Here is a 25,666-nt window from a genome sequence, read left to right on the forward strand (position 1 = left end):
AGACGTCCAGAATCGTGTTTGTCGCTTTTGCTTTGGCACTCACAGTCAAAGGGTTCGGGTTCTATGTGTTCATGTGGTCCACGAATACAGATCCCTGCTTCCGAACAACTTCAACGAAGGATGCATGACATGAACAGACTGAATGGAAAGACCGCCGTGATCACCGGTGGCGCTACCGGCATCGGCCGCGCCGCTGCAAAGCGCTTCATCGAGGAGGGCGCCTTCGTCTTCATCTACGGCCGCCGACAAGAAGCGCTCGACGCCGCTGTGGCCGAGCTCGGGCCCAATGCCCGCGCGGTAAAGGGCTCGGTCTCGGATGAGGCCGACCTCGACCGACTCTACGCGGCGGTAAAGGCCGAGCGCGGAACCCTCGACATCGTCTTCGCCAATGCCGGGGCGGGAAGCCAGCTTGCGCTCGGCAAGATCACCGCCGAGCACATTGACGAAACCTTCGACACCAATGTGAAGGGGACGATCTTCACGGTCCAGAAGGCGCTGCCGCTGATGGGCAAGGGCGGTTCGATAATCCTGACCGGATCAAGCGCCGGCACCACGGGCGCCCCGGCAATGAGCGCCTACAGCGCGAGCAAGGCGGCAGTGCGCAACCTCGCGCGGACCTGGGCGGAGGACCTGAAGGGCACCGGCATCCGGGTGAACGTGCTGTCGCCCGGGGCGACGGCGACCGAACTCGCGAAGGAAGCGCTAGGCGAGGAGGGCCAGAAGGTCTTCGCCTCGATGACTCCGCTCCAGCGCATGGCCGATCCGGCAGAGATCGCAGCGGTGGCCGCCTTTCTCGCGTCGCCGGACAGCAGCTTCATGACCGCCAGCGAGGTTGCCGTTGACGGCGGCCTTGCGCAACTCTGACAGGCTACGCCCGCCGGTCACTCCATTCGATATTCGGAGCCCGTCGGGCGTCGCACACCGAAGGAAAATATATGAGCTACGCAATTATTGGCTTCGGCAAGATCGGCCAGGCGCTTGCCAGGGCGTTTGCCCGAAGCGGCATCGAAGTATCCGTTGCAACCACGCGCGACCCGGAAAGCTTTGCATCCACTGCGGCCGCGATCGGACCCACGATCATTCCCAAAAAACTGGCGGAAGCGGTCAAGGCGGACATCGTCTTTTTGGCTGTCCGTTTCGAGGCGCACCGGGATGTCGCGAAGGCGCTGCCCAGCTGGCGGGGCAAGACCATCGTCGATGTGACCAATGCCTACGGCGTGCTCCCTGAGGATCTGGGTGGACAACCTTCTTCCAGGGCCGTCGCGCAGGCCTTCACTGGTGGAAGACTGGTTAAGGGCTTCAATCATTTGGGCGCTGCCGTCCTGGACCAGGATCCGGCCGTACATGGTGGCAAGAGAGTCGTGTTCCTGGCGAGCGACGATGACGGCGCCGCAACGGAGATCGGTGCGCTTGCGGAAAATCTCGGTTTCTCGCCGATCAAACTTGGTGCGCTTTCGGCAGGTGGACTGCTTGTGCACGCGCGTGGAAATAGCTGGGGGCAACTGATCTTTAAGGATTTGGTCAAGTTCGACTGATGAATCGTGATCGCAAATTTCGATGCGATCCTGCCTCGTGGACAAAGGGCCAACCACAGTTTGATTGAAGCGAGGGCGACGCCGGCAGTAAGCCGCGCGCCAGATCATCCGACGCCCCGTCCTCACCGGCAGATCCACAAGGTAGCCGATTAGATCGGACACGATCCGATAAAAGGAAAATGGAGAGATTCAATGAGCATCGAAGAGAATATTCAGATCGTGAAGGATTTCTTTGCAGCGATAGGCAGCGGCGATAAGCAAGGTGTGCTGGCGTTGGTTGCTGAAGATATCGAGTGGATCATTCCGGGCGAGGATTGGCCGCTGGCCGGCACGCACCGCGGGCACGCGGGATTGGCGGAAGTGCTTCAGAAGGCTTCCGACGAGGTGGAAATGACATACCCAGAGCCCCCCGAATTCGTGGCGCAGGGAGACCGGGTTCTCGTCGTCGGCGTCGCTACGGGGGAAATCAAAGCTACGAATAGGACGTTCAGGGACGACTGGGTCTTCGTCACTACCGTTCGAAATGGCAAACTGACGAAAATCCGGGAGTATATCGACACGCAAGCACTGGCGCGGGCCTCCGAGACGGACGCGAGCCCCAAGCCCTGACCCATCGAGATCGATAGCACACAAAGTCGAATTCGCCGCCCGAATGTCGCAATAAGACCGAAGGCTAATGTCTTTTGTTTGCCGAGAATACTCACTCGTCAATAGGGAAGGCTGACACGCGCCGGTACCTAGTCGCGAATGTCGACAAAGCGACCTGGAACGGCCGCGCGCTCTTGATCGGCCACCGTCCGCAATGGCCGAGTTTCCGACTTTCGGCGCTGTGAACATATCCTGCGTTGCTCCGATCGACGAATTGCCGCTCGGTCAGACATGCAGCTTAGTACGTCGACGAATTTGCATCCCCCAAGAAAGAAGGCGCCGAACGTCAAAGGGTGCACCGTCAGAAATGCGCGACGATTTTGCTTCCAGACATTACCCACTTCGAGCGGTGCCCCTCGATTAACAACGCAACTAACCGTCAAGGCAACTGCCCCCGCTACGACGAGCCAACAACCGTCCTGCATGGGGGCAGGGGAAATTCTGGGGCGTTGCGTTGGGTCTGATCGGTCTTGTTGCCGTGGCGGGGCCATTAATACGCCCATTGCGAATCGTTTATAGCCTGCGGTGGGCGGCCAGCACGTGCAACGCCGCAGGCGAGCGTCCGGCAAGTCCATCGACTTTCTGCTCCCGAACATCCTCACGGTCATTTCATACCGAATGACACCTGCTCAAGTGCGCCTGCCAAAAGCCACATCGAGCTGACGGGCGCGTTTCACTTCGTCGCCCTGCAGATAGATCGAGGTCGTGGCAACCGACGCGTGACGCAGATTGTCGCGAACAATCGTGAGCTCCGCGCCGCGCGCAAGCGCATGCATGGCATGCGTGTGCCGCATCCAGTGCGGGCTCGCACGGCGCAACTTTTCTGCAAGGGGTGGGTGATCGGCCTGGATCAATCCAGCCGCCTGGTGGAAAAACCGGTGCATCACGTGCCATAGCCGGGCAGGAGTGATACCGGCCGCGCTGTCTGTTTCGTCGCCCAGTCTGGCCAGCAACGGAATCTTCGGCTGCCAGCGCGCGGGCGTCACCGGCAAGCCGCGCTGCAGCAGCGACTGTTCTAGCGAGTGTCGCGCGAGCGGCGGCAGCGCAACCTTGCCCGGCCGGCTACCTTTGCCGATCAGCCGCAGCCAGTGATCTCCATTCGCATCGGTCACAACGTCGCCCAGTGTCGCGCTGACCAGTTCGCCCGCGCGCAGCCCGGTCGCGTAGGCGAAATCGAGTACGAAGCGCAGTCGTTGCGCGGCGGCGGCCTCCCAGCCGTAAGACCATTCGAGACCATCGGCGATCGAATGCACGATCTGCCATTCGCTGTCGGTAAAGCCGCGGGACGTGTCGAGCGGCGCCACCCGTGTGCGTCCACGAACCTTGACGCCTGCAGAGGGATTGGCGAGCACGTAGCGCTGCTCGATCAGCCAGCGGAACAGTGCGCCGAGTACCGATAGCGCGTAGGCCGCCGACCGCGACGAAAGGCTGCGGGCAAAAGGACGCCAGTCAGGTGCGTGACGCGGCCTGGGTGCCCCCACCCAGCGCCCGCGCGGCGACGGGGCCAGGAGAAAGGCGCGATAGGCAATTGCGTCTTCGGTGGTCGACGACGACAGCGCGCGGCCGCGCTCGACGATGGCCCAGAGAATCAGCCGCTCTGCCTCCTTGCGGTAGGCGCGCCGTGTCGTCGGCGCCTCATGCAGCGAGAGCCACGCGTGCACCGCCTCGTAGTCGTTGTTCGCGTCGAGTGTGCAGGCGCTGCGCGGCGCGCGAAAGGTCCCGTCGGTGCCATCGACAGCGGGCGGCACGTGAATACGCTCCCACGGCGCGAGGACATCGTGGGCCGCGCCATCTCGCGCGTGCACGGCGGGCAGCTGACTGACGACCAGCGCACGGGCCCGCTCCGTGAGAATGGGATAGGCGGCGAAGAATGCTTCTATCTGCATTGCGGTGGCTGCACCAAGCCCCTCAATGGCACGCCACCATTGACGGCGACGCGGCACGCGCACGGTGAGGTCTGCGAGCGTCAGGACGCCGTGGGCGCGCAGTACCCGCACGGCGCGCGGACGTAGCCACTGACCAATGTCGTCGGTGATCTGCGGTTGCGCATCTGCGAGACCGGGCAGCAGGGTGATCGCGTTCAGCACGGCGGTGCTTCGTTCGGTACGTTCGCTGGCCGGGTGGCTGAATAGTGCGACCAGGTCGGGCCTGTGACGCTCATGCGCAAAGGCGGCGAGTCGCTGGCGGATCCCGTAAACCGAAATAACTTTATCAATTCGAAATCTCTGCAAGTCCTGGCCGGTTGGGACTGCTCGGAGTCGGATTGACATTTATATTTGCAGTCCGAACGAAATAAAGTCGTCAGTTCGCATTAATCGAGAGTGAACCAAACCGTGGGAGGTCAATTAACGCACGCTCGGTGCGCACTCAGCGAGTTTGAAGCTGCAGAAGTCGTGGTCAACGCAACAAGCTTCTCAACCGAAAATTCTTCGTTGAGGACAGCGACTCTGACCTGTGCCAGGCAGTGCGCTCCCTCATCCGTCCATCGCATCTGTTGCTTCTTCGCCATGCGGTGACTGACCACTAGGTTCACTGCAGACTCGGCGATGCTGCTACTGATAGGTAGCCCCTTGTGATAACGCATGCCATAGTTCACGAGCGTACCGGCGTTGTTCTCGATGTAGAAGTACAAGCGGCGCAGGTTCCAGTACAACGTCGAGTACTCGTAGCCAGCCTTCGCCAACAGCGTGGCATCCAGAGCCTTGATGCGAGACACCGATCGCCGGCCCTTTCCATGCCAAACCAGCCACCTCGCGTGATCGATCTCAGTCTCTATTGCGATTTGTTCGTCAGGCTCTATCGTCTGGCTTCCAAACACCGAGTTCCTGGCAGCTTTGAACTTCATCGCAATGTGAAACCAGTCAAGGATCCTTCCCCTGGCGATCTGGCTGCCGTCCACCGCCTTGCCGAATTCGCCAGCGTCATCGCTGATCACGGTGACTCGCTCGTCTGGAGCGACGCCGCTTGCAAAGAGAAATTGGTCCAGGCGCGCGGGCGCCGATGGCACCAGCTTATGCACGTATGCGTAAAGACGCGGGGTACGATCCAAGAGGGTTGCACGGCCTGCAACTATGTTGACATGCCGATCCCGCGGCAGCTTCTGCGCCCAGGGCGATTTCAGTTCTGCAAGGTCGCGAGCCGCCTTGCGGCTCTTGGGGCTACTGCTGAAGCTCAACCACGCCGAGTCGACGCCCACGCAGCCGACGGTGGTTGATTCGCGAACCTGCTCTCCGGTGACCGGTGTTGGTCCTGACGCGATATCCCGGTTGATCTGCGCGTCGAGCGCCCTGCCGACGGCGAGGATTCGACGGCGAGTACTCCCGAAGGAAATCCCCTTGTCCAGCGGAAGGACCTCTCGAAGCAGCTCAGTAGCCTGACGGTACGGTAGATGAGCGGCCCACTTGGCCTGCAGGTATTCCAATTCGGGCGTCACCCGCTGGCGAAGGGCCTTGCACAGCGGGCTCAAAGAGCGGCGCGGTTGCCCTTGTTCTTCCGCACAGCTGCATGCCCAGAGCCTCGGACTCGGCACGTCGACCTTGCCAAACACGGTTCGTAGCACGATCGATCGGGCGTCCTTGTGCGCCAGCATCGAGCCACAACGGTGGCAAGCCATTTGGCTCTTCATCCACCCGGTCGTCTGCTCCGGCACAAGAAGCGATTGAACCTGGGCGAGCAAGGCACGACCTTCGGCAAGTGTGAGTCCTAGGTCGGCAAGGCTACGGTCGTCTCGTTCCACCACGGCAACAATCGTTGCGTCAGTCGCACGCGCTTCGTCATCCTCTACACGGGCCTCAATGATCAGTCGCATAGCACCTCCGATCGGTTGTCAACGTCGCCAGCGTAGCTGAAACGGCGAGCGTACCGGGTGGCCTCGCTGAACTCGTTTTGCCGGGATCTCGCGGATTCCAGCGTCATATCCGATCGGGTGGGACGCCGTCATGCCGTCCATGACGATGGTCAAGTCGGCGGCAATTGCCTCCCACGGTTTGGTTCACTCTCTCGTAGCTGACGATGACCCCGCGCTCGATCAGCAGCTCTTCGATATCACGCAAACGAGCTGAACCCTGAATATCAGCGCACCGCGCGGCTGGTGACCCTCCGTCGCCGAAAAGCGATGGCCGTGGTAAAGGGATTTTTGCATTCTTCATCGCTCGATCTTACTCGACCATCTCAGTAACCTGACAGTGCCGTCGCGCCCGGTAGAACAGGTCAGGTCCTTCAGCGTCAGTCAGACCTCCTTTTGATTTCGTGAACACCGCCGCTGCGCCGAGGTTAGCGCAGCTTACCTACAAAGAAGAATAATCGACTGTACTCGGGGGCATCGACGTTGCAAACTTGGCTGAAGATGGCGATTAGCCGAATAAGTACGGAGACGACCTACCATTAACCAGTCCGCCGCAACCTTTCGCAATGCTGCAGGGTGTGCGGCTCCGCGCTGCCACACGCAGACCGCACTGCGAAGACGATCTGGGCCGCCAATCTGATTGCTTCCCGCTTAGCGGAGTATCAAATACGGCCCAGCGTATTTAGCCAATCTGCGCGGGACGGGGCTAAGTCTTCATCGCCATCAGTTGGCGAGATCCTGCTTATTCCTCATGTGAGCATCGACCTCTGCGTTCGCAGCTGTATAGGCTTTTCATTTCGTTGATGTGCATCCCCCGTCTTGCAAAAGGAAGTTGCTATCGCGACTCCGGAACAGGATCTCGATGATCGCTGATGCAAGCATAGGGTGATGGTTCTTCAGGGGACTTCGGATGAGTAACAGGGTAAATGCCGGCGCTCGACTCGATCGCCTCCCAGTCGGCCCTTTCCATACGCGGGTGCTATGGCTAGTCGGATTGGGCATGTTTTTCGATTCCTTCGACAATACGTTATCAAGCTCCGTTCTTGCGACGATGCTTCATAGCGGCTGGTCGACGTTGCAACTTAATTCGATCTTCATGTCGGCCACCTTCGTTGGACTAACGATCGGCGCAGGGCTCGCGGGTTGGCTGAGCGACCGCTTCGGTCGGCGGTTTGCCTATCAGTTCAATCTGGCAATCTTCGGTGGGATGGCGCTCGTCTCCGCCTTCGCTCCATCTATGCCCTGGCTCATCGCCTTTCGCTTCGTGATGGGTTTGGGGATGGGTGCCGAATACGTGATGGGCTACGGCCTGATCATCGAATTCGTGCCGCCAACGCATCGCGGGCGCTACCTGGGGCTGCTCGCGCTAATCGGAGGCTCTGGCGTGTTCGTCACGTCGGTGGTTGCAGCGCTCATCATTCCTTTGCTGGGCTGGCGACCGATGTTTGTGATCGGGGGCATCGGCACGCTCTGGGTCTGGTGGATGCGCCGTCATCTGCCGGAATCGCCGCGCTGGTTGGAGCGCGTCGGGCGAACTGCGGAGGCGGAGCAAGTTGTCCAGGCCATCGAAAAAGAGGCTGGCGTCACCGAGCCGCTTCCTTCCGGTCAGCAACCGCCCGCCAGGGAGCCTCATTGGGTCCCATTCTCGACGCTTTTTTCCCGTCCAGTAATCCGGCGTACCTTGCTCGCCATCGTGATCAACGTGATCTGTCTGTTCGGTTCATACAGCCTCACGGGGTGGATGCCAACGTTTTTCGTAAGGCAGGGGATGAGCGTGACTCACTCGCTCGGCTTTAACGCCGCGATGATGGGCGGCTGGATCGCAGGCCCGTTGTTCCTCTCATATATCTCTGATCAACTCGGACGTCGCGCGGCAATCATGTTGTTCGCTGCCGCGTGCGCATGTTTGGGTGCAATTTACCCTTTCCTCACCTCTTCGATCGCAATCGTTCTGTGTGGTTTCCTGCTCGTGTCTGCGGTCGCCATCTTCCTGACGCTCGGCCTGGGAATGACGCCAGAACTGTTCCCGACCGAGTATCGGTTCCGTGGGGCTGGGGTTGCCCAGATGTTTGGGCGGCTGGGTCTGATTGGGTCGCCCTTCGTCGTGCTCGGGCTCTTTAACCGGTTCGGCATTGCGGGCGTAGTTGGTGCGATCTCGGGCGCGTATGTCTTTATCGCAGTTCTCATCATGGTGGCCGGAATCGAGACCAATCAGCAATCGCTGGAAGCCCTTGAACCTGAGGAGAACCCGGAGCCATCCGAGGCGTTCGCTCAAACCGCGACTCGACGATAGGTGGTGAACGATATGTAGCTGCGGTGGGCGATGGCCTTGGTGAGCGCCCGTTGAGACGCTCCTACCTGTTGACGAAGTGCGCACCAGATCGACGGCTGCATTGCGTATCTCGCAGATCAACTCAGAAAGGAAATCAAGCATGCGCGGCATTGTCTTTCGTGGTGACTGCACGCTGGAACTCGCGAGTGTCCCCGACCCAACGCCGGGGGTCGGTGAAGTTGTTGTGGAGATCAAGGCTTCTGGCATGTGCGGAAGCGATCTACATTTTTATCGTCGACCGGGTAGCTCACCGCCGCCGTCGGTTATTGCTGGTCACGAGCCGTGCGGTGTCGTCGTTGCCGTGGGTCCGGGCGCGATTGGCCCTCACGCCCGCATTGGCGCGCGCGTGATGGTCCATCACTACAGCGGCTGTATGGGATGTCCGGACTGCCGTTCGGGCTGGCCCCAAATGTGCAGAACATCGCCTGTCACGGTCTACGGCACGGACGCCCACGGCGCCCATGCACCGTATATGAAAGTTGCGGCCGACACGCTCGTCCCGCTCGACGAAAGGCTGAGCTTCGAGGCGGGCGCCGCGATCTCCTGCGGAACAGGAACCGCCTGGGGTGCATTCGAGCGGATCGGTCTAACGGGTCGAGACACCGTCGCGGTATTCGGTCAGGGACCGGTAGGCCTTTCCGCCACGCTTCTGGCGAAGGCACAAGGAGCGCGTGTCATTGCGCTCGATATTGACGAAAGCCGACGCAACACTGCGAAAGCGTTTGGTGCAGATGCAGTTATCGATCCTCGCGACGGCCGCAGTGCTGAAGCCATTCGTGAATTCACGCGCGGGAAAGGTGCCAGCGTCGCGCTAGAGACGTCGGGTGCCGCAGCCGCCAGCCGGGATGCTCTGGATTCCGTCAGCCCGTGGGCCACTGTCTGCCTGGTCGGGATCGGCTCGGAATTCAGTTTCTCGCTGGCCAAGTATCTGCGGACTCAACTGCGCATCCTGACATCGTGGACCATGTCGATCCAGGGGCAACGAGCTTGTGCGGACTTCGTTGTGGAACAGGGAATTAACCTAGACGCGCTGTTCACAGACCGCTGGCGATTAGACCAGGCAGAAGAGGCCTACCAGGCCTTTAACCGGCAAAGCGGCGGCAAAGGTGTGTTCATGATGTAGTGCGTGACTGCTTGCGAACCGAAAAGTCGTTGCTGAAAGAACAGGATAGAAGGAAACACATGAGTACGACGCGTGCAGAAGCGGCCAGACGCTATCCGAAGTTGGGCCAGCTTATCGCAGGTAAGATGAAATACGACGGGGGTCGCTCGACTATGGAGGTCATCGATCCGACGACCGGGACGCCTCTCGGCCTGGTCTCCATGGCGACTGAAGCCGACGCCGATGAGGCGCTCACGGCGGCGAGCGCAGGCTTCAACATCTGGCGTCGGACTTCGGCTTTCGAACGGAGCGCGCTGTTGCGCAGAGTTGCCGGGCGCATGCGCGAAAAAGCTCAGGCACTTGCTGAACTGTTGGTGCTCGAGCTGGGCAAACCGTGGAACGAGGCGCTTGGCGAAGTCGAGGTGGCCGCCGGGATGTGGGAATGGGCCGCCGAGGAGGGTAGGCGTGCGTACGGAAGAGTCATTCCGTCGAGAGATAACGACGCACGTCAACTGGTGTTAATCGAGCCAGTAGGCCCGGTCGCAGCGTTCGTCACGTGGAACGGGCCGCTGGTTACCCCGTCGAGAAAGATGTCAGGCGCTCTCGGCGCGGGCTGCTCGATTGTTCTTCGCGCTTCCGAAGAGGTGCCAGCGTGCGCGTTCGCACTGGGACAGATTGTCTACGAATGCGGTTTGCCTGCGGGCGTCCTGTCGGTCCTGTCCGGTGACCCGGTGATGCTTTCGACCAGGTTACTCGAAAGCCCCGTCACGCGCGCTGTGACGTTCACCGGTTCGACCAATGTCGGGAAGCTGTTGTCGCAACAAGCGGTCGCGCACATGAAGCGTCCGATCATGGAGCTGGGCGGTCATGCACCGGTGCTGGCATTCGACGGCATCGACGTACCGGTATTCGCGAAGCGGGCTGTGGCCGCGAAGTTCGCCAACTCCGGACAAGTGTGTTTCGCGCCGACCCGGTTCTACGTCCAGCGGTCGATCTACGCTGATGTCATTGAAGCGATGACGGCTGAGACCAAAGAAATCGTCTTGGGTTGTGGCTTCGACCCCAGGACGCAGATGGGACCTCTGAAGAGCGAAAGGCGCCTCAGGGCAGTGGGACAGATGGTCGACGACGCAAGACAATTCGGGCTTCGCGTCACAACCGGTGGGGCCGTCCTTGATCGGCCTGGGTTTTTTTATCAACCCACGATTGTTGCGGATGTAACCACTCACGCCAAGCTCTCTAACGTTGAGCCGTTCGGCCCCATCGCCGCCCTGACGCCATTCGATACATACGAAGAAGCGGTAGCTCTCGCTAACCGGTTGCCATACGGCCTCAGTGCTTTTGTTCACGCCCGTGACTTCGAGACCCTTCACCGAGCAACGAACGATCTGGAAGCGGGCAACGTAATCTGCAACGGGTGGAGAGTGACCTACCCCGAAACCCCTTTCGGCGGTCACAAAGAAAGCGGAATGTTTTGCGAGGGCGGAATCGAAGGGCTACGCGCTTTCCAGAATGTCAAGTACGCGTCGTTTTCCTGATGGCATCGCCTGCCTCTGCCTCGGGCCAATTGTGAACTGCCGCGATACTTTGGTCGAACCAACGCCTAGTTACGCCGGCTCCGATTTGGACGAGCGGGTTTGCCCGATAGTGAGCTATCGCACGTTAGCGAAACTTACCATGCTGTCGAGGAAAACGAACTGTACTTAAGCCGACCTCGCGCGCAAAATTGACAACATGGTAAAGATGCAGGCGAAGGAATGCTGTGCAGCAAGTCGGCGAACAGCACTCGCTTTCGGTCCTGCTGCTGGCTCCCTCTAGCTGCGGGCGATACCGTAACTGACGGCTGCAAAGCGGTTTCAAAATACCTCCGCTGCATCGAATATTCCTGGGCAATTTTTCTATGAACGACGACGTCGACCTCTGCCATCACTTCGCCAGGTTTGTAGCCAATGCCCGCTACGAAGATTTGCCGGCAGAAGCTATCGACGGCGCAAAAAAGACGATTCTCGATACCTTGGGCGTGACATTGGCTGCAAGTGGCATGGAGCCGGCAGTACGAGCGTTGGTGGAGTTGTTGCAGGAAAGTGGTGGAAGCGAAGAGAGCACGGTTCTGGGTTTCGGCGGCAAGCTGCCGGCGATCTCAGCAGCTTTCGCCAATGGCTCCATGGCTCACTGCCTTGACTTTGACGATCAGACTCCGTGGGGCGCGCATGCAGCTAGTTCAATTATCCCGTCCGTCTTCGCAATCGCCGAGCGCATGGGCGGGGTGTCGGGGCGCAGGCTTATTACCGCGGTAGCCATCGGCCAGGACCTCTTTGCGCGGCTGCGTTGCAATGTTGGCTGGAACCAGAACTGGAATCTGTCGTCGATGGTCGGCGCATTTTCCGCAACGGCATCTGCGGCGTACATCCTTGAGTTGTCTGCCGAGCAGACTTCACACGCACTTGGTATCGCCAGCCAGCAGTCGTGTGGAACGATGGAAGTCATCTTCGCCACGGGCAGTGACCTGCGTGGGATGTACGCTGGTTTCACTGCGAAGGGTGCGGTGATAGCGGCTCTGCTGGCGCAAAAGGGCATCACAGGCATCAGCACGCTTTTCGAAGGAAAGGCTGGGATCTTTAACGTCTATTTCGGCGGAAAGTACGACCGCGAGAAGATGCTTGATGGTTTGGGTGAGCGGTTCCTGGGAGGCACTACGCTGTATAAGGCGTGGCCGGCCGTCGGAAATTCGCACACCTATATCCACGCGACTATCGAGCTGATGAAGGAAAAAGGCCTTGGGGCGAAGGACATCGAGACGATCCGGACCTTCGTTGGTGATTTCACCTACACCATGTGCACGCCGCTCGAAGTCCGTCGCGCGCCAGGCACACTCGTGGATGCCAAGATGAGCTTGCCATTCATCGTTGGCATCGCCGCGAGCAAGGGAAAGATGGGCATCGCGGATTTCAGTGAAACGGCCCTGAAGGATCCCGAGGTGCTGGCGATGGCCGCGAAGGTTGTGCCAGTACAAGACCCGAATCAGAACTGGACGTACAAGCTGCCTGACGGTCGAATCGAGATCGTTACACGCGACGGACGAGTGTTTGAACGGCTTGGCGACAAGGTCCCCGGTAGCCAGGAGGCTCCGCTGACCTGGGAACAGATCTCCGAGAAGTTCGTGAGCTGCGCTTCCGTTGCGCAAATTCCGCCGTCAGAGGCAAGCATCAGGACAGCTCAGGAGTTGGTGCGGCAACTAGAGAATGTCGGCGATGCGACGGAAGTACTTCGAGCACTCAGGTAGCAGCTTTTGACGTTTTGCCCGCAGGACCGACTGCATGTAGGCCAAAGATCCGAGCGAAGCTGAGGTGAGATGTGATACATCGTTGTGAAAAGCGTTCGTCGAGTGAGCTGATCTGATCTGATCGATTGAATACTAGTCTCGGCTAACCGAATCGCAACATATCTTCTCCGGACGTATAGGACAGCGAACCACGTTCGCCTATAGATTGTTTTATATATAGCGCCAGTAGGCGCATCCCGCATTGAAAGCGGATGAATAGTGATTCTTAGGAGGATCAAATGCGCGTTTCAGAGGCTTCGTCGACGGATTTTGGCAGAATTGGCAGTAACATGCGAGAAGGTGTTCTCGAACAAAAATTTCTTCTGCAGGGTAAGCCCGGTTCTCCGAATAATTACCTCATAAACGTCGGGCGCACGGGTGCGGGCGGATGGACGGCGCCGAGTCACCGCCACAATTTCGATCAGGTTCGTTACGTGATCAAAGGCAGCTTCCCCTACGGGGAAGGAAAGAGCATGCCTGAAGGTTGGGTGGGCTATTTCCCCGAAAGCGTCTACTACGGACCGCAGGACCGGCCCGAAGGGCTGGAGATGATGGTCTGCCAGTTTGGCGGTGCGTCCGGCTACGGCTTTGCAAGTGTCGAAGAGCGCGAGGCGGCAAACCAGGCACTGAAGAGCAAAGGCGAATTCAAGGATGGCATCTTCACCTGGTACGATGAGTCGGGAAAAAAACACAATCAGGACGGCTTCGAGGCTTGTTTCGAAAAGGTGATGGGGCGCAAGCTGGAATACGCGAAGCCTCGCTACGAGGATCTCGTGCTCATGAACCCGGCCAGCTACGCCTGGATTCCTGAAGAATCGCCAGGAGTTTTTTCCAAGTGGCTTGGCTCTTTCACCGAACGGAATACACGGATCGGTTTCGTGAAGATAGAAGCCGGCGCGACTTTTCCGGCCGGAATGCAGTCGTCGATCGAACTCCTTTTCCTGAGCAAAGGGACGGTCAGCCTCGAAGGTAAGACTTACGGCCTGCACAGTGCGTTTGAATTCGAGGCGAAGGAAGGTCCAGTGCCGATCAAAGCGGTAGAGGAGACCGAGTTCTTCTGTCTGGTGCTTCCGAAGTTCTAAGCAGATCGGAAGTGCGCGGCTTTGGCCGCCTGCACGACGGAAACTAATGTTGCCGCCAACATCGTCCTCGATACCTGGAGTTGAAAGATTATGACTACGATTGCCGTGATTCATACTGGACCGGTCACCATCCAGCCCATCAAGGAGCAAATCAGCGAGCAGATCCCCGATGCGCGCGTTATCAACATCATGGACGATAGCCTGCTCAACGATGTCCGCGCAGCGGGGCATCTGACGCCCGAGGTTGCGAGCAGGATCCATTCGTACATGGCCAACGCGCAGGCGATGCAGGTTGACATCATTCTTAACGCCTGCTCCTCGGTAGGGGAGGCTGTTGACTCGGTCCAGAACTTCGTCAGCACGCCCATCGTCAAAATCGATGAAGCGATGGCGGAAGAGGCCAGTTCCATTGGTCGTCGCGTGGGTGTCGTTGCAACTGTCTCGACTACCCTCGAGCCCACTGTTCGGCTGATTAAACGAAAGGCCGTAGAGCTCGGTCGCACGATCGAGGTGACCGAGCGGATCGCGGAGGGCGCCTTCGAAGCTTTGCTCAGCGGAAACGCGACGCAACACGATGAGATCCTCAAGAGCACTATCTCGAACCTGGCAGAGCAGGTCGATGTAGTCGTTCTAGCTCAGGTTTCGATGGCGCGACTCGTTCCGCTGTTGAAGGGCGTGCAAGTTCCAGTGCTGGCCAGCCCACGCAGTGGCGTTGCAGCTCTGAAACGGGCGCTCGGTAACGCACGTTGACCATAGGCAGCGGGAGATACATGAAGTATTCGACTGGTATCTGTTTAGAGCCAGCCTTATGTTTCAAATGGTTTGAGTTCTGCGTGAACGCAGTTGCTGTTCTCGGGCGCATTGGAATGTGACGGCGGATAACACGCGTTTGGTGCAGTCCTCCGCTTTGTTCGGTCCGGACCGGTTCTGCAGTCGTTCTTTTGCGTCAGAGAAACAGGAGACAACATGAAAGTAGAAGCGCGGAATTTGGTTCGCAACGTCGTTAAGGAAAAACTGGCGCGCGACGAAGTAGCTCTCTCCATGACCGTTAGATTGATTAGAACGGCGGAGATAGTGACAATTGCAAAGACTGCAGGGTTCGATACGTTCTACATCGACCTGGAACACAGTTCGCTGTCAATCGAGACTGCCAGCCAGATCTGCATGACGGCTATGAATTCGGGCGTCGCACCGTTTGTCCGGTTGCCGAATCTCGCTTCGGACGTCATTGCGCGGATTCTGGACGGCGGCGCGCTCGGCGTGATCGCGCCGCATGTTGAGTCAGCTGAGCAGGCTAAGCAGGTCGTCCGCGCGGCGAAATTCCCGCCCCTGGGCGAACGCTCACATGGTGGCGTGCTGCCGCATATGGGCTTCCGGTCGTTCCCGACTTCTGAGGTCGGCGAAGCCGTGAACGCGGCGACTATGGTGGTCATCATGATCGAGACGAAGGAGGCACTGGCCGCAATCGACGAGATCGCTGCCATTGACGGCGTCGACCTGCTCTTCATAGGGACCAGTGATTTGTGCGCATCGCTGGGCATCCCCGGTCAGTTTGAGCATGAGATGGTCCGCGACGCGTACGCGAAAGGTATGACTGCCTGCCGTAAGTATGGCAAACATCTCGGCGTCGGTGGTCTCAACGCACACCCGAAACTCGTGGCCCAGTTCGTCGAAATGGGTGCTCGGTACGTATCGACCGGGACGGACATTTCGTTCCTGGTGAGTGGGGCGAGCGCCAAGGCAGCGGTGATGCGCAACCTCTAAGTGCCTGTGCTGACCGCCGCGAGACAGGCGAGCCACAGCCGCGTGTTCATTGGCGGGACATCCCGCCGGGCTGCCACACCTTAAGGATATTGGAAATGAAGAAGATCGTAGTTTATAAGCCGCTCCCTGAGGAAACGATTGCGTACCTGCGCTCACATGCAGAAGTTATGATCGTCGATCCGAAGCAGCCGGGCGCATTGATTGAAGCACTCCAGGACGCTGATGGGGCCATCGGAACCGGCGTAAAGATGAATGCGGAGACCCTCGAGGGTGCCCGCCGTCTCAAGGTGCTCTCGACCGTCTCGGTCGGCTTTGATGCATTTGACGTCAACTATCTGAACGGGCGTGGGATCCTCCTGACCAATACCCCGGACGTGCTCACAGAATCCACGGCAGACACCGCATTCTCGCTCGTTCTTCTTACGGCGCGGCGTCTTGCCGAACTCGCAGCCTATGTGAAGGCCGGCAAGTGGACGAAGAAGATCGGTGAGGACCTGTTTGGGGTGGACGTCCACCATAAGACGCTCGGCATTGTCGGCCTCGGCCGTATCGGAGCGTCGGTGGCTCGACGCGCTTCGCTGGGTTTTCAGATGAATGTGCTGTACGTCGACCAGGGTGTAAACGAGCGCGCTGAGCGAGAGTACGGAGCGAGGAAGGTCGACCTGGACGAACTTCTCAGATCGTCCGACTTCGTTTTACTGCAGGCCCCATTGACCAAAGAGACGCGCAATCTGATCAGCACCCCTCAACTGAAGGCGATGAAACGCAGCGCATTCCTCATCAATGCGTCGCGCGGACCGATTGTTGACGAAGCGGCGCTGGTTGAGGCGCTGAAAGATGGCACGATCGCGGGCGCTGGGCTCGATGTGTACGTTGACGAGCCACTGTCGATCGATTCGCCTCTGCTGAAGATGGATAACGTCGTGACGTTGCCTCACATTGGTTCGGCGACTCACGAAACTCGTCTTGCGATGAACAAGAACGCAGCGGAGAATCTTATCGGCGCGCTGGACGGCACCTTGACGGTGAACATCGTGAACCCCGAAGCGTTGAAGCGCTGACGCACAGAAAATCCGCCGGGTTTTGGCACGCGTCACGCCCGACGCGTCAACATCGCCGCGCAACGACCCCAAGTGCCACCTGTGAGGCTTCATGCGGCGCTCAGTTTTGCGCTGGTTACTTCGACAGGTTCTTTACAATATCTATCATCTTGTCGAGGATAGGGTCGTTCTGCCTGCTTATCCACCCGAAGATGAACCTCGTCGAATAGTTGAGATTGGTGAGCGGAATAATCGTTAAGTCGCTCGGGTATGCAAAGTTCTTGCCCATGACTGCGAGCCCGATCCCTATGCCAACCGAAATGAGGTTCAGTTGGGACGCGATGGTGCTAACTTCCTGAACGATGTTCGGCTCGAATCCCGCGGCTTGGCAGAAGGAGTAGAGCTGTCCGTAGCTAAGGCTGCTGCTGGACCTCGGAACCACTACAAACCACTCGCTGGCGAGGTCCTCGAGCGTGAGTGATTTCCTGCGCGCCAACCGGTGGTCGTGTGGAACAACGACACCCAGGCTGCCCGTCTGAATGCAAACCGAATCCAGAACAATGCCCTCGCGCTCCATGTTGATCTCGGTACGCCGCTTTCCCGGATGCGGACTGGGCCCCAGATGCATGAAGCCGGCGTCGATCTTTCCCTCTGCCAAAGCCTTCGGCTGGAGCGAAGTAGACATTTCGACGAGTGAGAGGCTGATCTCAGGATAACTCTCGCGGAATTGCTTGACTGCCGCGCGGAAAATCGAGTGCATTAGCGTAAGAGACCCGTAGCCGATCCGCAGCGTCCCCGTCATACCCTGTCCGACACGTTTTGTGAGGACTATCGCTTCATTCAGGTCGTCCATCACACGTACGAGCTGGGGTAATAGCGTGCGCCCGGCGGCCGTGAGCTTAACCGTATGTGCAAGCCGCTCGAACAGCGGTGTCCCGAGCTCTCCCTCGAGGTCGGCGATGATCTGCGAAACGGCGGGCCTCGTGATGTGTAGCCGCACCGCGGCGCGCCCGAAGTGTTCTTCCTCCGCAGCTGCAATGAAGTAGCGAAGATGTCGAAGTTCCATCTTTCTCATGTCCCCTTTCAACAGTCGACGGCCCACAACGCAATGTCGGCTGGCGGCGGCGTACAACTTATCTGGACGCCAAATGACGAGCATGTCGCTGTCGGTTAGCGCCGCTTACCACTGCACCATAATAGCTGACTTGACCCCGCGTCGGTGCGATTCCAAACTCTCATCATCGTCACTGAGGCTGGGACGTGAATCCTGTCCTTCAAACAACCGAAAACGCTCTCTGTTCGCTTCCCGGCCGGCTTCGTTCAACAGATCGCGGCGTCGGGACGGGTACTTATGATTCCCCGCCGAATAGAGCGGCGCCTATCAAGCGGTTGTAACTCGTAAAGCGGGAGACATCTGTGAGCCTTTCGGGAAGATCATTGCGCACCCTTGTCGAGAAATGGATTGGAAGGACGGACGGCGTACGGGTTACGCACTTTAGCCATGGTCGCGACGAGCAATACCGGTTTGTGCGTGTCGAAGGGGCGCCGGATGCGGCTTTCATCGCCCTCATTTTCTTCCGCCACAATGACGGTAGCTGGTGTGTCTTTCCGCCCGAGCGCAAGCGGCCTGCGATGAACCTCGGCCTTTGAGCGCGAGTAGCGCGTCCAATTATTTGGAAGGGTCCCTAAAGGCACTCCGCACTGACCGTGCGTGGCGCGGACACAGGAAGCCGTGCCGATCAAGGGCGCTGGAACGTGACAAACCAGTCGATACCCGTGAGAAACACGCCGAACGCGCGGTCCGCCCGGATGCGAACACATTTTGTTTTCGGTTCGATAGACGCGCTGAGCGAAATATTGACCGATTGAATTAACAGGAGACTGATATGCGATCGTACGAGAAGTGTTACATAAACGGTGAATGGGTTTCTCCTCTTAGTCGCAAGGATTGGACGCTGGTCAACCCAGCTACCGAGGAGCCGTTCGCGACCGTTGCGCTGGCAGGAGCCGGAGACGTCGACCTGGCTGTGAAGGCTGCACGGGCTGCTTTCAAGTCTTTCGGCAAAACGTCCAAGGCCGAGCGCATTGATTTTCTGGAACGGATTATCGTCCGCTTCGTTAGCCGCGAGAAAGAACTGGCAGAAATCGTGACGCTCGAACTAGGCACACCGATCTCGCAGAAGCTTCATGCCCCCGCAGCGCTCGGATCCTTCAAGCAAGCGCTGGCGACTCTCAGGGATTATGAGTTCGAGTATCGCCTTGGGACTAATACGGTTCGTCGTGAGCCGATTGGTGTTTGCGGACTCATCACGGCGTGGAACTGGCCACTTCAGCTTCTTGCAACGAAGCTCGCGTATGCATTGGCAGTAGGTTGCACGGTGGTCTTGAAGCCAAGCGAATTCACCCCCCTCAGTGCAATTCATCTCACTGAGGTGCTTCATGACGCGGGCGTGCCCAAGGGTGTCTTCAACCTGGTGCTAGGTGACGGTCCAATTGTAGGTAACGCGATCAGCAAGCATATGGACATCGATATGGTCTCGTTCACTGGTTCGACGAGAGCGGGTGTGATGATCGCCGAGGCGGCAGCTCCTTCAGTCAAGCGTGTTGCTCAGGAGTTGGGCGGCAAGTCCGCGAACGTTATTCTCGACGATGCTGACCTCAAGGCCGCAGCGAAATGGAACGTGGCCCGCGCTTTCTCGAACAGCGGTCAATCTTGCCACGCGCCGACGCGAATCCTGGTACATGAGAGCCAGATGGAAGAAGTGTTGGAACTGCTCGAGCAGGAGGCGAAGGCGGTCAAAGTGGGGAATCCGCTTGACGCGCAGGTGACCATGGGCCCGGTGGTGAACAAGCTGCAGTTCGACCGGGTGCAGGAATACATTGAGATCGGCATTCGAGAGGGCGCCGCCGTCCGGGTGGGTGGCGCCGGTCGACCGCAGGGACTGGAGCGAGGCTACTTCGTCAAACCAACCATTTTCTCCAACGTCACGCCGAACATGCGCATCGCACAAGAGGAGATTTTCGGTCCGGTGCTCGCCGTTATTCCCTATCGCACCGAAGAAGAAGCCATCGAGATTGCAAATGGAACGCCTTATGGCCTGGGCGCATATGTCTTTTCGTCGAACCGGGAACGAGGCACGTCTGTAGGTCGCCAGCTTCAGGCGGGCCGTGTCTTTTTGAACGGTGCTGTGAGCAACACCGAGGCCCCGATGGGAGGCTATAAGCGCTCCGGAAACGGACGCGAAATGGGTGTCTTCGGGCTGGAAGAGTATCTCGAGACGAAGGCGATGATCGGATTTGACGCAGAAATAGCAGGTTGATTCTGGCTATGGGGGGCGCGTCGATCTCGACGCGTTCATAGTGCCCCACGTTCCGCCGTTGAAGGGTAGGTAAGTGAGGCTGATCTTTTTGCCGCCCGCCCGCCCGCCGGTCCAGGTCGATCTGGGGATGCCGATGAGTTATAGAGCCGAGTGATGGCGAGTACAATATGGGGCGGGCATTGCGGTGACGTGTCTTTCACGTAGGTGACATCCACTCCTTAGGCGCGGAGGACCATGCTAAAGCCAGCAGCGAATGTGCTTGGCGATGGGGGGCCTTCCGATTGGAACTGGTCGCCACGCACGCGGTCGCCGCGTCTCCAGGCGAGTTGTTTTAGCTGCGTGTTAGTCCGCGGGCTTCGAATAGCATGTTCCTAGCCGCTGAGCGCGTTCAGCGCTTTGTCAAAGAAATCGACTGCTCCGAAATTGCCGGACTTCAGAACGAGTGCAAGCGGTGCCTCACCGTTAGCACCAACAGATTGCGTTACTGGTACCCCAGGGTCGATTTGCGTTCCGATGCGCAACAAGCGCACACCAAGCGCCTGCACGACCGCGCCGGACGTCTCACCGCCCGCGACCACGAACTTCCGCACGCCGGCATCGCGCAGCTTGAGCGCGATAGAGGCGAGTGCATTTTCGACCAGATGTCCGGCTTTTTCGACGCCCAGTTTCCTCTGCACCGCTTTCACTTCGTCTGGCGATGACGTCGCGTAGATCAGCACGGTTTCGTTCTCGTGGCTCCGCGCGAACTGAACGGCGTTTTCGACCACGGGTTCGCCGCGAGACAGCGTCATTGGGTCGATACGGAAACTGGGCCTTGAGGCGCGCCACTCCGCCACCTGTGCGTTGGTGGCCATGGATGCGCTGCCTGCCAGCAAGACCGCTTTGCCGTCGATTTTTGGCAGATCATCGGCGTGCCCAGCGTACACGAGCAGATCGGCCGAGTGAAAGTTCTGCGGCAGACCAAGCGCGATGCCCGAGCCGCCTGTAACGAGCGTGAGATCGCGGCACGCTTTGCCGAGCGTGAACAGATCCGACTCGGACATGGCATCGGCAATGGCAAGCCGTACGCCGTCTTCCTTCAATTCCTCGATGCGCGCGCGGATTGCCTCGGTGCCCTTCATGACGGTGTCGTAGCGGATCAGGCCAACTCGCGATTTCGTCTGCCGCTGCAACACGCGCACGAGGTCAGGATCGGTCATCGGTGTGAGCGGATGATTCTCCATGCCGGATTCGTTCAGCAGCTTGTCGCCGACGAAGAGATTGCCGCGAAAGATCGTGCGCCCGTTCTCGGGAAAGGCGGGGCAGGCGATGGTGAAGTCATCCTTCAATGCGTCCAGCAAAGCATCCGCGACCGGTCCAATGTTGCCCTTATCGGTGGAGTCAAAGGTCGAGCAATACTTAAAGAAGAACTGGCGGCAACCCTGCGCGCGCAGCCATTCGAGCGCGTTCAGCGACTGACGAACGGCGTCATCTGCGGGAATTGTGCGTGACTTCAGCGCGACGACGAGCGCATCCGCTTCGACTTGTACGCCTGCGGCCGGTAAGCCGATGGTTTGGACCGTACGCATGCCACCGCGCACGAGCATGCTGGCGAGGTCGGTCGCGCCGGTGAAATCGTCGGCAATGCAGCCGAGCAGTGCCTGCGCCATTTAATTCGCTCCTTTCGGGACTTCGCTGCCCGCAAAAGTTCGTTGACTGCACAACCGCGCTCGCCGCCGTGCCCGACGGTGCGCTTCTCTCATGGACTGCTGATGCGCCGTGCCGACACTCGCACAATGGCTCGCGACTGCTGAATCACCTCAAGCACGAGCGCAGTACTTTGCTTGAGAGGACGTGCCGGCTTCGTGCACGAACGCGGACACCGATCGCACGCAGTGTTGACCCGCATCAGCGTCGGTGTTCGTGAACAGACTTCGCTGCAGTCCCAGCACCGATTGTCTTTTCTTGTGACGTGGTCAACCGCAGGCGGACGGACCCAGCAGAAGCTCTCGTCGCAAACAAACGTGGTAGACAGTTTGGCGCGACTGCGCAAATATTAGGTCCTGCATGCCGTCGCTCTCCTTTCATCGCCTTGCGGTAGGTCTGTGCGACTAACCCGCACCCGGTGCCGGGAGCCCGGAGTCAAGTTCCCAAATCTGCGCGAGTCGATCGACGCTGACCGACTCGCCAAGCCTGTTTGAAGCAGCATCCAGCGTGGAGCGGGCCATTGTCGCGATGAGCATCGGTGCTCCGTAACGCATACCTACGGCCGATGCCTTTCTCAGGTCGTTTGCCCAACTGCCCAGCGTGACATTGGCGGTTTGCCTGTTCGCTGTGAGCGCCGGAAGAACCCGTGCCGACGCGCTGTTATAGCCGGAACTCTTGTTCAGCACGACGGCCATGTCGGCGATCGTGAGTCCGTTACTGGCACCCATCGCAGCGCATTCATAGGTAATGAGACGATTGCACGCCGCGATTGCCGCGACGACCAGGCGCATGGCGTGACCGCTGCCTGCACCGCCGCAGTGAATGACTTTCGGACAGACCGCTTCAAGAACGCTTCGCACCGACTGGAGGACGGTTTCTGATCCTCCGAAGAAGATGGCCGTTGCCTCCGGAGCTTCTTCGGTGTTTTCCGTGTGTAGAGGCGCATCGACGAAAGTAATTCCGAGTTCGCTCAAGTCTTTGGCAAGCGACCTCGTATCGTCGGGATCGCCTTGGCTCATGTCGATCAGGACTCTATTTTTTGCGGAGCCTGCCTTCAGCCAATCCGGGCTTCGTAGCAATGCTTCTCTCACCTCGTCTGAGTCGATGCAGAGGACGACGAGGTCCGCGTCTTTGGCCAGATCAGTAGCGTTGTCTACGCGTTCTGCACCGTCGCAATGCAGAGAGCCGTTGTTCGTGTCCAGAACGCGAACAGTGTGCGACTTTGTCAACTGGCGAGCTACAAACGAGGCAAGCTCACCGCTTCCTGCCAGTCCAATCGTAGTCATTTTGCCTCCAGGGACTTTACGTTTGTCGCCGCGTCGACAAACTTTGTGTCTGCCATCGACTCGATGACGCCAATCATTTGCTCGAGTTCTGCGTCCTTACCCAGCGAATTGAGGCCGATCTGCAGGATCGAGCGTGCTGCGCCCCCGATCGGCATGGGGACGCGCTGCTCCGCGGCCAATCCGATTGCCTGGTGGATGTCCTTGACCTGAAGGGCGAGCCAGAACTTGGTGGACTTGCGACCTTGGGCAATGGCGGGCAACATTCCTTGGGACGTGTAGTTTCGTGCCGTCGTGGCGTTGATCGCCTCCGTCATAACTTCGAGCGGCAGGCCGAATTTACGCCCCATCGCGACAACTTCCAGTGTTGCGAGTCGGCAGCTGACATTCATCATGTTGTTCACGGTCTTCATCGTCTGCCCGTTACCAACCCGTTCTCCGCAATGGAAGACGTTGGGACTGATCGACTGCAAGATCGGTAAAACCGTCTGAAAAGATTTGTGCGGACCGGATGCAATAATGGAGATGGTTCCCGCAATTGCCGTCGCCATCGCTCCGGAGACCGGAGCGTCAAACAGCGGAACACCCACCTCCTCAAGCTGTCGGGCGAATTCTCGCGTCTGTGCTGGTACACCGCTAGTTTGGTCCACAACGATCTTGCCGGACGAAAGCCCTTGCGCCACACCGTCCGCGCCGAAGAGCACCGCTTCAACATCCGAGCTTCTGGGCAGACAAAGCAACACTACCTCGCTGTTACGCGCGAGTTCTGCAGGTGTCGCCGCCGCTGTCGCACCGAGTTCGACGAAGGCATCCACAGCCTTTCGATTCAGGTCGAACACGCTCAATGGAAACTTGCCGATCAGATGATGGGCAAGCGCGCCACCCATGGCGCCCAACCCGATATACCCGACTCGCATGTATCTCCTCCTTGCTTTTACTGCCGACGCTGTCCTCGGCGGACTGTCGCATCAAAAAGCGACGTTACGCTATCGTGCGCTTTGCAGCGGAGCACGTCGAGTCGCATTTTCTTCGCAGGTCGGTAAGCCGCACTTACCGGGCCGCGGCAGGTCGCAGACGACTGCCGCACAGAGGCAGAAAAAAAGTCCCCAGGATGAACTGCGGGCCAACATGGAGATGCGAAGGTTCGTTGAAGCTGTTCAGCTCCTAGAAATGCGCTTGCTAACGATGGAGGAATGGATTGACTGGGGGCTTGTCGGAGGTGGACAGAAACACACTTTTCGTTTCGAGAAATTCGTGGACGGCTTCTATCCCGTTCTCCCGGCCGAGGCCCGACATCTTCATCCCGCCGAATGGCATCATGAAACTATACGCACGGTACGTGTTGACCCAGACGGTCCCGGCTTTGAGCGCCTTCGTCATGCGCATCGCCCGACCGATGTTTCCGGTCCAGACGCCAGCTACCAGGCCGTATATGACGCTGTTACCCAACTGGACAGCGTGTTGTTCGTCGTCAAAGCCTATGACAGAGAGTACGGGGCCAAAGACTTCCTCCTGCGCAATGCGCATGTCGTTGGTCACTCCAGTGAAGATGGTGGGCTCAACGAACTGGCCGCCCGTAAGGCCCGGCCCCTCAGCTGGTTTACCACCCAGGATGCAACGAGCGCCGTCGCGCCGCGCGACCTCAATGTAGTCCAGCACCTTCGCGTATTGCGCGGGCGTAGTGATTGGACCAACATCTGTCGTCGGCTGCATCGGGTCGCCTAGCCGCACGCCTCGTGCAAGGGCAACCAGTTGCTCAGTGAAACTTTCCTTGATCGAGTTCTGCACGAGGAGCCGCGATCCGGCAATGCACATCTGGCCCGCAGCCCCAAAGATGCCTGACACGACGCCGACTGCCGCAGCTTCAAGATCAGCATCCCCGAAGACGATATTCGGCGACTTGCCGCCTAATTCCATTGCGACGCGCTTCATCCCTCGCGCGGCAGTTTCATAAATTCGCGCGCCAGTAACGTCTGATCCGGTGAAGGTGATTTTGGCAATGTCTTTGTGCTCGACCAGAGCAGCGCCGACCTCGTTGCCGAAGCCCGTGACGATGTTCAAAACCCCGTCGGGCAGTCCCGCTTCTTTGGTAAGAGCGGCAAACTCCAGCGAGCTCGCTGACGCGAACTCTGAAGGTTTGACAACGACCGCGCATCCGGCTGCAAGAGCGGGAGCACACTTCATGGACAGAAATTGAAGTGGGGAATTCCACGCCGTCAGCGCAGCCACGACGCCCACCGGCTCATGCGTGGTGAAAGCGAAGACGTCCGCTTTTTCTACCGGCATGATCGCGCCTTCAATTTTGTCGGCCAGTCCGCCGTAGTAGTACCAATACTCAGGGATAGTCTTTAGTTGACCCTGCATTTCCGTGAGGACTTTGCCGTTGTCCCGGGTCTCTATCTCGGCAAGGCTTCCGGCGTGCTGAACGACGAGGTCGCCGATGCGTCGCATCACCTTGCCGCGCTCGGTAGCCGTCATCTTGCCCCAAGGGCCAACATCCATTGCGCGCCTGGCAGCCTCTACGGCGCGTGCCGAATCTTCAGCGGTGCCACGAGGGATCTGTGCCCACGGCTCGCCGGAGTATGGATTGAATGTGTCGATCCACTCGCCTCTTGCAGGGTTTTCGGCCTTTCCGTCGATCCAGAGCTGATACTTCTTCATCCGTCTATCTCCATGGGCGAGCCATCGCACCAGACGTTGCGCCGCCT

Annotated in this window: 19 protein-coding genes and 1 pseudogene; 13 read left to right on the forward strand and 7 right to left on the reverse strand. The window is 58.9% G+C overall.

What is annotated here, in order from left to right:
* Positions 1–129 precede the first annotated feature (129 nt).
* The 3 genes from P0D96_RS32315 (at position 130) to P0D96_RS32325 (ending at position 2,144) form a co-directional block, all read left to right on the forward strand.
* Complete coding sequence (locus P0D96_RS32315; RefSeq protein ID WP_408178744.1) at positions 130–864, forward strand: SDR family NAD(P)-dependent oxidoreductase; 735 nt, start codon at positions 130–132, stop codon at positions 862–864.
* Positions 865–935: 71 nt separating this feature from the next.
* Positions 936–1,535, forward strand: coding sequence for an NADPH-dependent F420 reductase (locus P0D96_RS32320; RefSeq protein WP_408317552.1), 600 nt, complete (start codon positions 936–938; stop codon positions 1,533–1,535).
* A 192-nt stretch (positions 1,536–1,727) separates the two neighbouring features.
* On the forward strand, positions 1,728–2,144 hold the full coding sequence (locus P0D96_RS32325; RefSeq protein WP_408178746.1) for a nuclear transport factor 2 family protein: 417 nt from the start codon (positions 1,728–1,730) through the stop codon (positions 2,142–2,144).
* A 668-nt stretch (positions 2,145–2,812) separates the two neighbouring features.
* On the opposite strand, the pseudogene P0D96_RS32330 reads toward P0D96_RS32325, so the two are convergent.
* Together P0D96_RS32330 and P0D96_RS32335 are read right to left on the reverse strand one after the other, a co-directional pair.
* Positions 2,813–4,372: pseudogene (locus P0D96_RS32330) on the reverse strand (site-specific integrase); the annotation flags it as partial.
* Positions 4,373–4,524: 152 nt separating this feature from the next.
* Positions 4,525–5,991, reverse strand: coding sequence for an ISKra4 family transposase (locus P0D96_RS32335; RefSeq protein WP_408317554.1), 1,467 nt, complete (start codon positions 5,989–5,991; stop codon positions 4,525–4,527).
* Between the two features lie 1,036 nt (positions 5,992–7,027).
* Here P0D96_RS32335 and P0D96_RS32340 point away from each other — a divergent pair.
* The 8 genes from P0D96_RS32340 (at position 7,028) to P0D96_RS32375 (ending at position 16,690) form a co-directional block, all read left to right on the forward strand.
* Positions 7,028–8,320: an MFS transporter gene (locus tag P0D96_RS32340; RefSeq protein WP_408317556.1), complete on the forward strand. Its 1,293-nt coding sequence runs from the start codon at positions 7,028–7,030 to the stop codon at positions 8,318–8,320.
* A 139-nt stretch (positions 8,321–8,459) separates the two neighbouring features.
* A complete protein-coding gene (locus tag P0D96_RS32345) occupies positions 8,460–9,482 on the forward strand; it encodes a zinc-dependent alcohol dehydrogenase family protein (RefSeq protein WP_408317558.1) in 1,023 nt (340 codons plus the stop codon).
* Between the two features lie 59 nt (positions 9,483–9,541).
* Complete coding sequence (locus tag P0D96_RS32350) at positions 9,542–10,999, forward strand: NAD-dependent succinate-semialdehyde dehydrogenase (RefSeq protein WP_408317560.1); 1,458 nt, start codon at positions 9,542–9,544, stop codon at positions 10,997–10,999.
* Positions 11,000–11,361: 362 nt separating this feature from the next.
* Positions 11,362–12,744 carry an MmgE/PrpD family protein gene (locus P0D96_RS32355; protein ID WP_408178996.1) on the forward strand — a complete coding sequence of 461 codons (1,383 nt, stop codon included), beginning with the start codon at positions 11,362–11,364 and terminating at the stop codon, positions 12,742–12,744.
* A 278-nt stretch (positions 12,745–13,022) separates the two neighbouring features.
* Complete coding sequence (locus tag P0D96_RS32360) at positions 13,023–13,865, forward strand: hypothetical protein (RefSeq protein WP_408236258.1); 843 nt, start codon at positions 13,023–13,025, stop codon at positions 13,863–13,865.
* Between the two features lie 90 nt (positions 13,866–13,955).
* A complete protein-coding gene (locus P0D96_RS32365; protein ID WP_408317562.1) occupies positions 13,956–14,615 on the forward strand; it encodes an aspartate/glutamate racemase family protein in 660 nt (219 codons plus the stop codon).
* Positions 14,616–14,831: 216 nt separating this feature from the next.
* Complete coding sequence (locus P0D96_RS32370) at positions 14,832–15,629, forward strand: HpcH/HpaI aldolase family protein (RefSeq protein ID WP_408317564.1); 798 nt, start codon at positions 14,832–14,834, stop codon at positions 15,627–15,629.
* Positions 15,630–15,724: 95 nt separating this feature from the next.
* The gene (locus tag P0D96_RS32375) at positions 15,725–16,690 is read left to right on the forward strand and encodes a 2-hydroxyacid dehydrogenase (RefSeq protein WP_408236264.1); all 966 of its coding nucleotides are present in this window, start codon (positions 15,725–15,727) and stop codon (positions 16,688–16,690) included.
* Positions 16,691–16,805: 115 nt separating this feature from the next.
* Here P0D96_RS32375 and P0D96_RS32380 read toward each other — a convergent pair whose 3' ends face one another.
* A complete protein-coding gene (locus P0D96_RS32380; protein WP_408317566.1) occupies positions 16,806–17,744 on the reverse strand; it encodes a LysR substrate-binding domain-containing protein in 939 nt (312 codons plus the stop codon).
* A 362-nt stretch (positions 17,745–18,106) separates the two neighbouring features.
* Between P0D96_RS32380 and P0D96_RS32385 the strand changes: the two genes are divergently transcribed.
* Both P0D96_RS32385 and P0D96_RS32390 read left to right on the forward strand, forming a co-directional pair.
* Complete coding sequence (locus tag P0D96_RS32385) at positions 18,107–18,319, forward strand: hypothetical protein (RefSeq protein WP_408317568.1); 213 nt, start codon at positions 18,107–18,109, stop codon at positions 18,317–18,319.
* A gap of 236 nt (positions 18,320–18,555) precedes the next feature.
* Positions 18,556–19,989: an aldehyde dehydrogenase family protein gene (locus P0D96_RS32390; RefSeq protein ID WP_408317570.1), complete on the forward strand. Its 1,434-nt coding sequence runs from the start codon at positions 18,556–18,558 to the stop codon at positions 19,987–19,989.
* Between the two features lie 371 nt (positions 19,990–20,360).
* On the opposite strand, the gene otnK is transcribed toward P0D96_RS32390, so the two are convergent.
* The 4 genes from otnK to P0D96_RS32410 all read right to left on the reverse strand — a co-directional run bounded on the left by otnK (position 20,361) and on the right by P0D96_RS32410 (position 25,619).
* Positions 20,361–21,638, reverse strand: coding sequence for a 3-oxo-tetronate kinase (otnK, locus tag P0D96_RS32395; RefSeq protein WP_408317572.1), 1,278 nt, complete (start codon positions 21,636–21,638; stop codon positions 20,361–20,363).
* A gap of 441 nt (positions 21,639–22,079) precedes the next feature.
* Complete coding sequence (locus P0D96_RS32400) at positions 22,080–22,961, reverse strand: NAD(P)-dependent oxidoreductase (protein WP_408317574.1); 882 nt, start codon at positions 22,959–22,961, stop codon at positions 22,080–22,082.
* The gene (locus tag P0D96_RS32405; RefSeq protein ID WP_408317576.1) at positions 22,958–23,875 is read right to left on the reverse strand and encodes an NAD(P)-dependent oxidoreductase; all 918 of its coding nucleotides are present in this window, start codon (positions 23,873–23,875) and stop codon (positions 22,958–22,960) included. Before P0D96_RS32405 ends, P0D96_RS32400 begins: the two co-directional genes overlap by 4 nt.
* Before the next feature lie 262 nt (positions 23,876–24,137).
* Positions 24,138–25,619 (reverse strand): aldehyde dehydrogenase, encoded by a 1,482-nt coding sequence (locus tag P0D96_RS32410; RefSeq protein ID WP_408317578.1) that lies wholly within the window; start codon positions 25,617–25,619, stop codon positions 24,138–24,140.
* Positions 25,620–25,666: the final 47 nt, after the last annotated feature.

It is taken from the genome of Paraburkholderia sp. RL17-347-BIC-D (assembly GCF_046027915.1).
GTDB lineage: Bacteria > Pseudomonadota > Gammaproteobacteria > Burkholderiales > Burkholderiaceae > Paraburkholderia.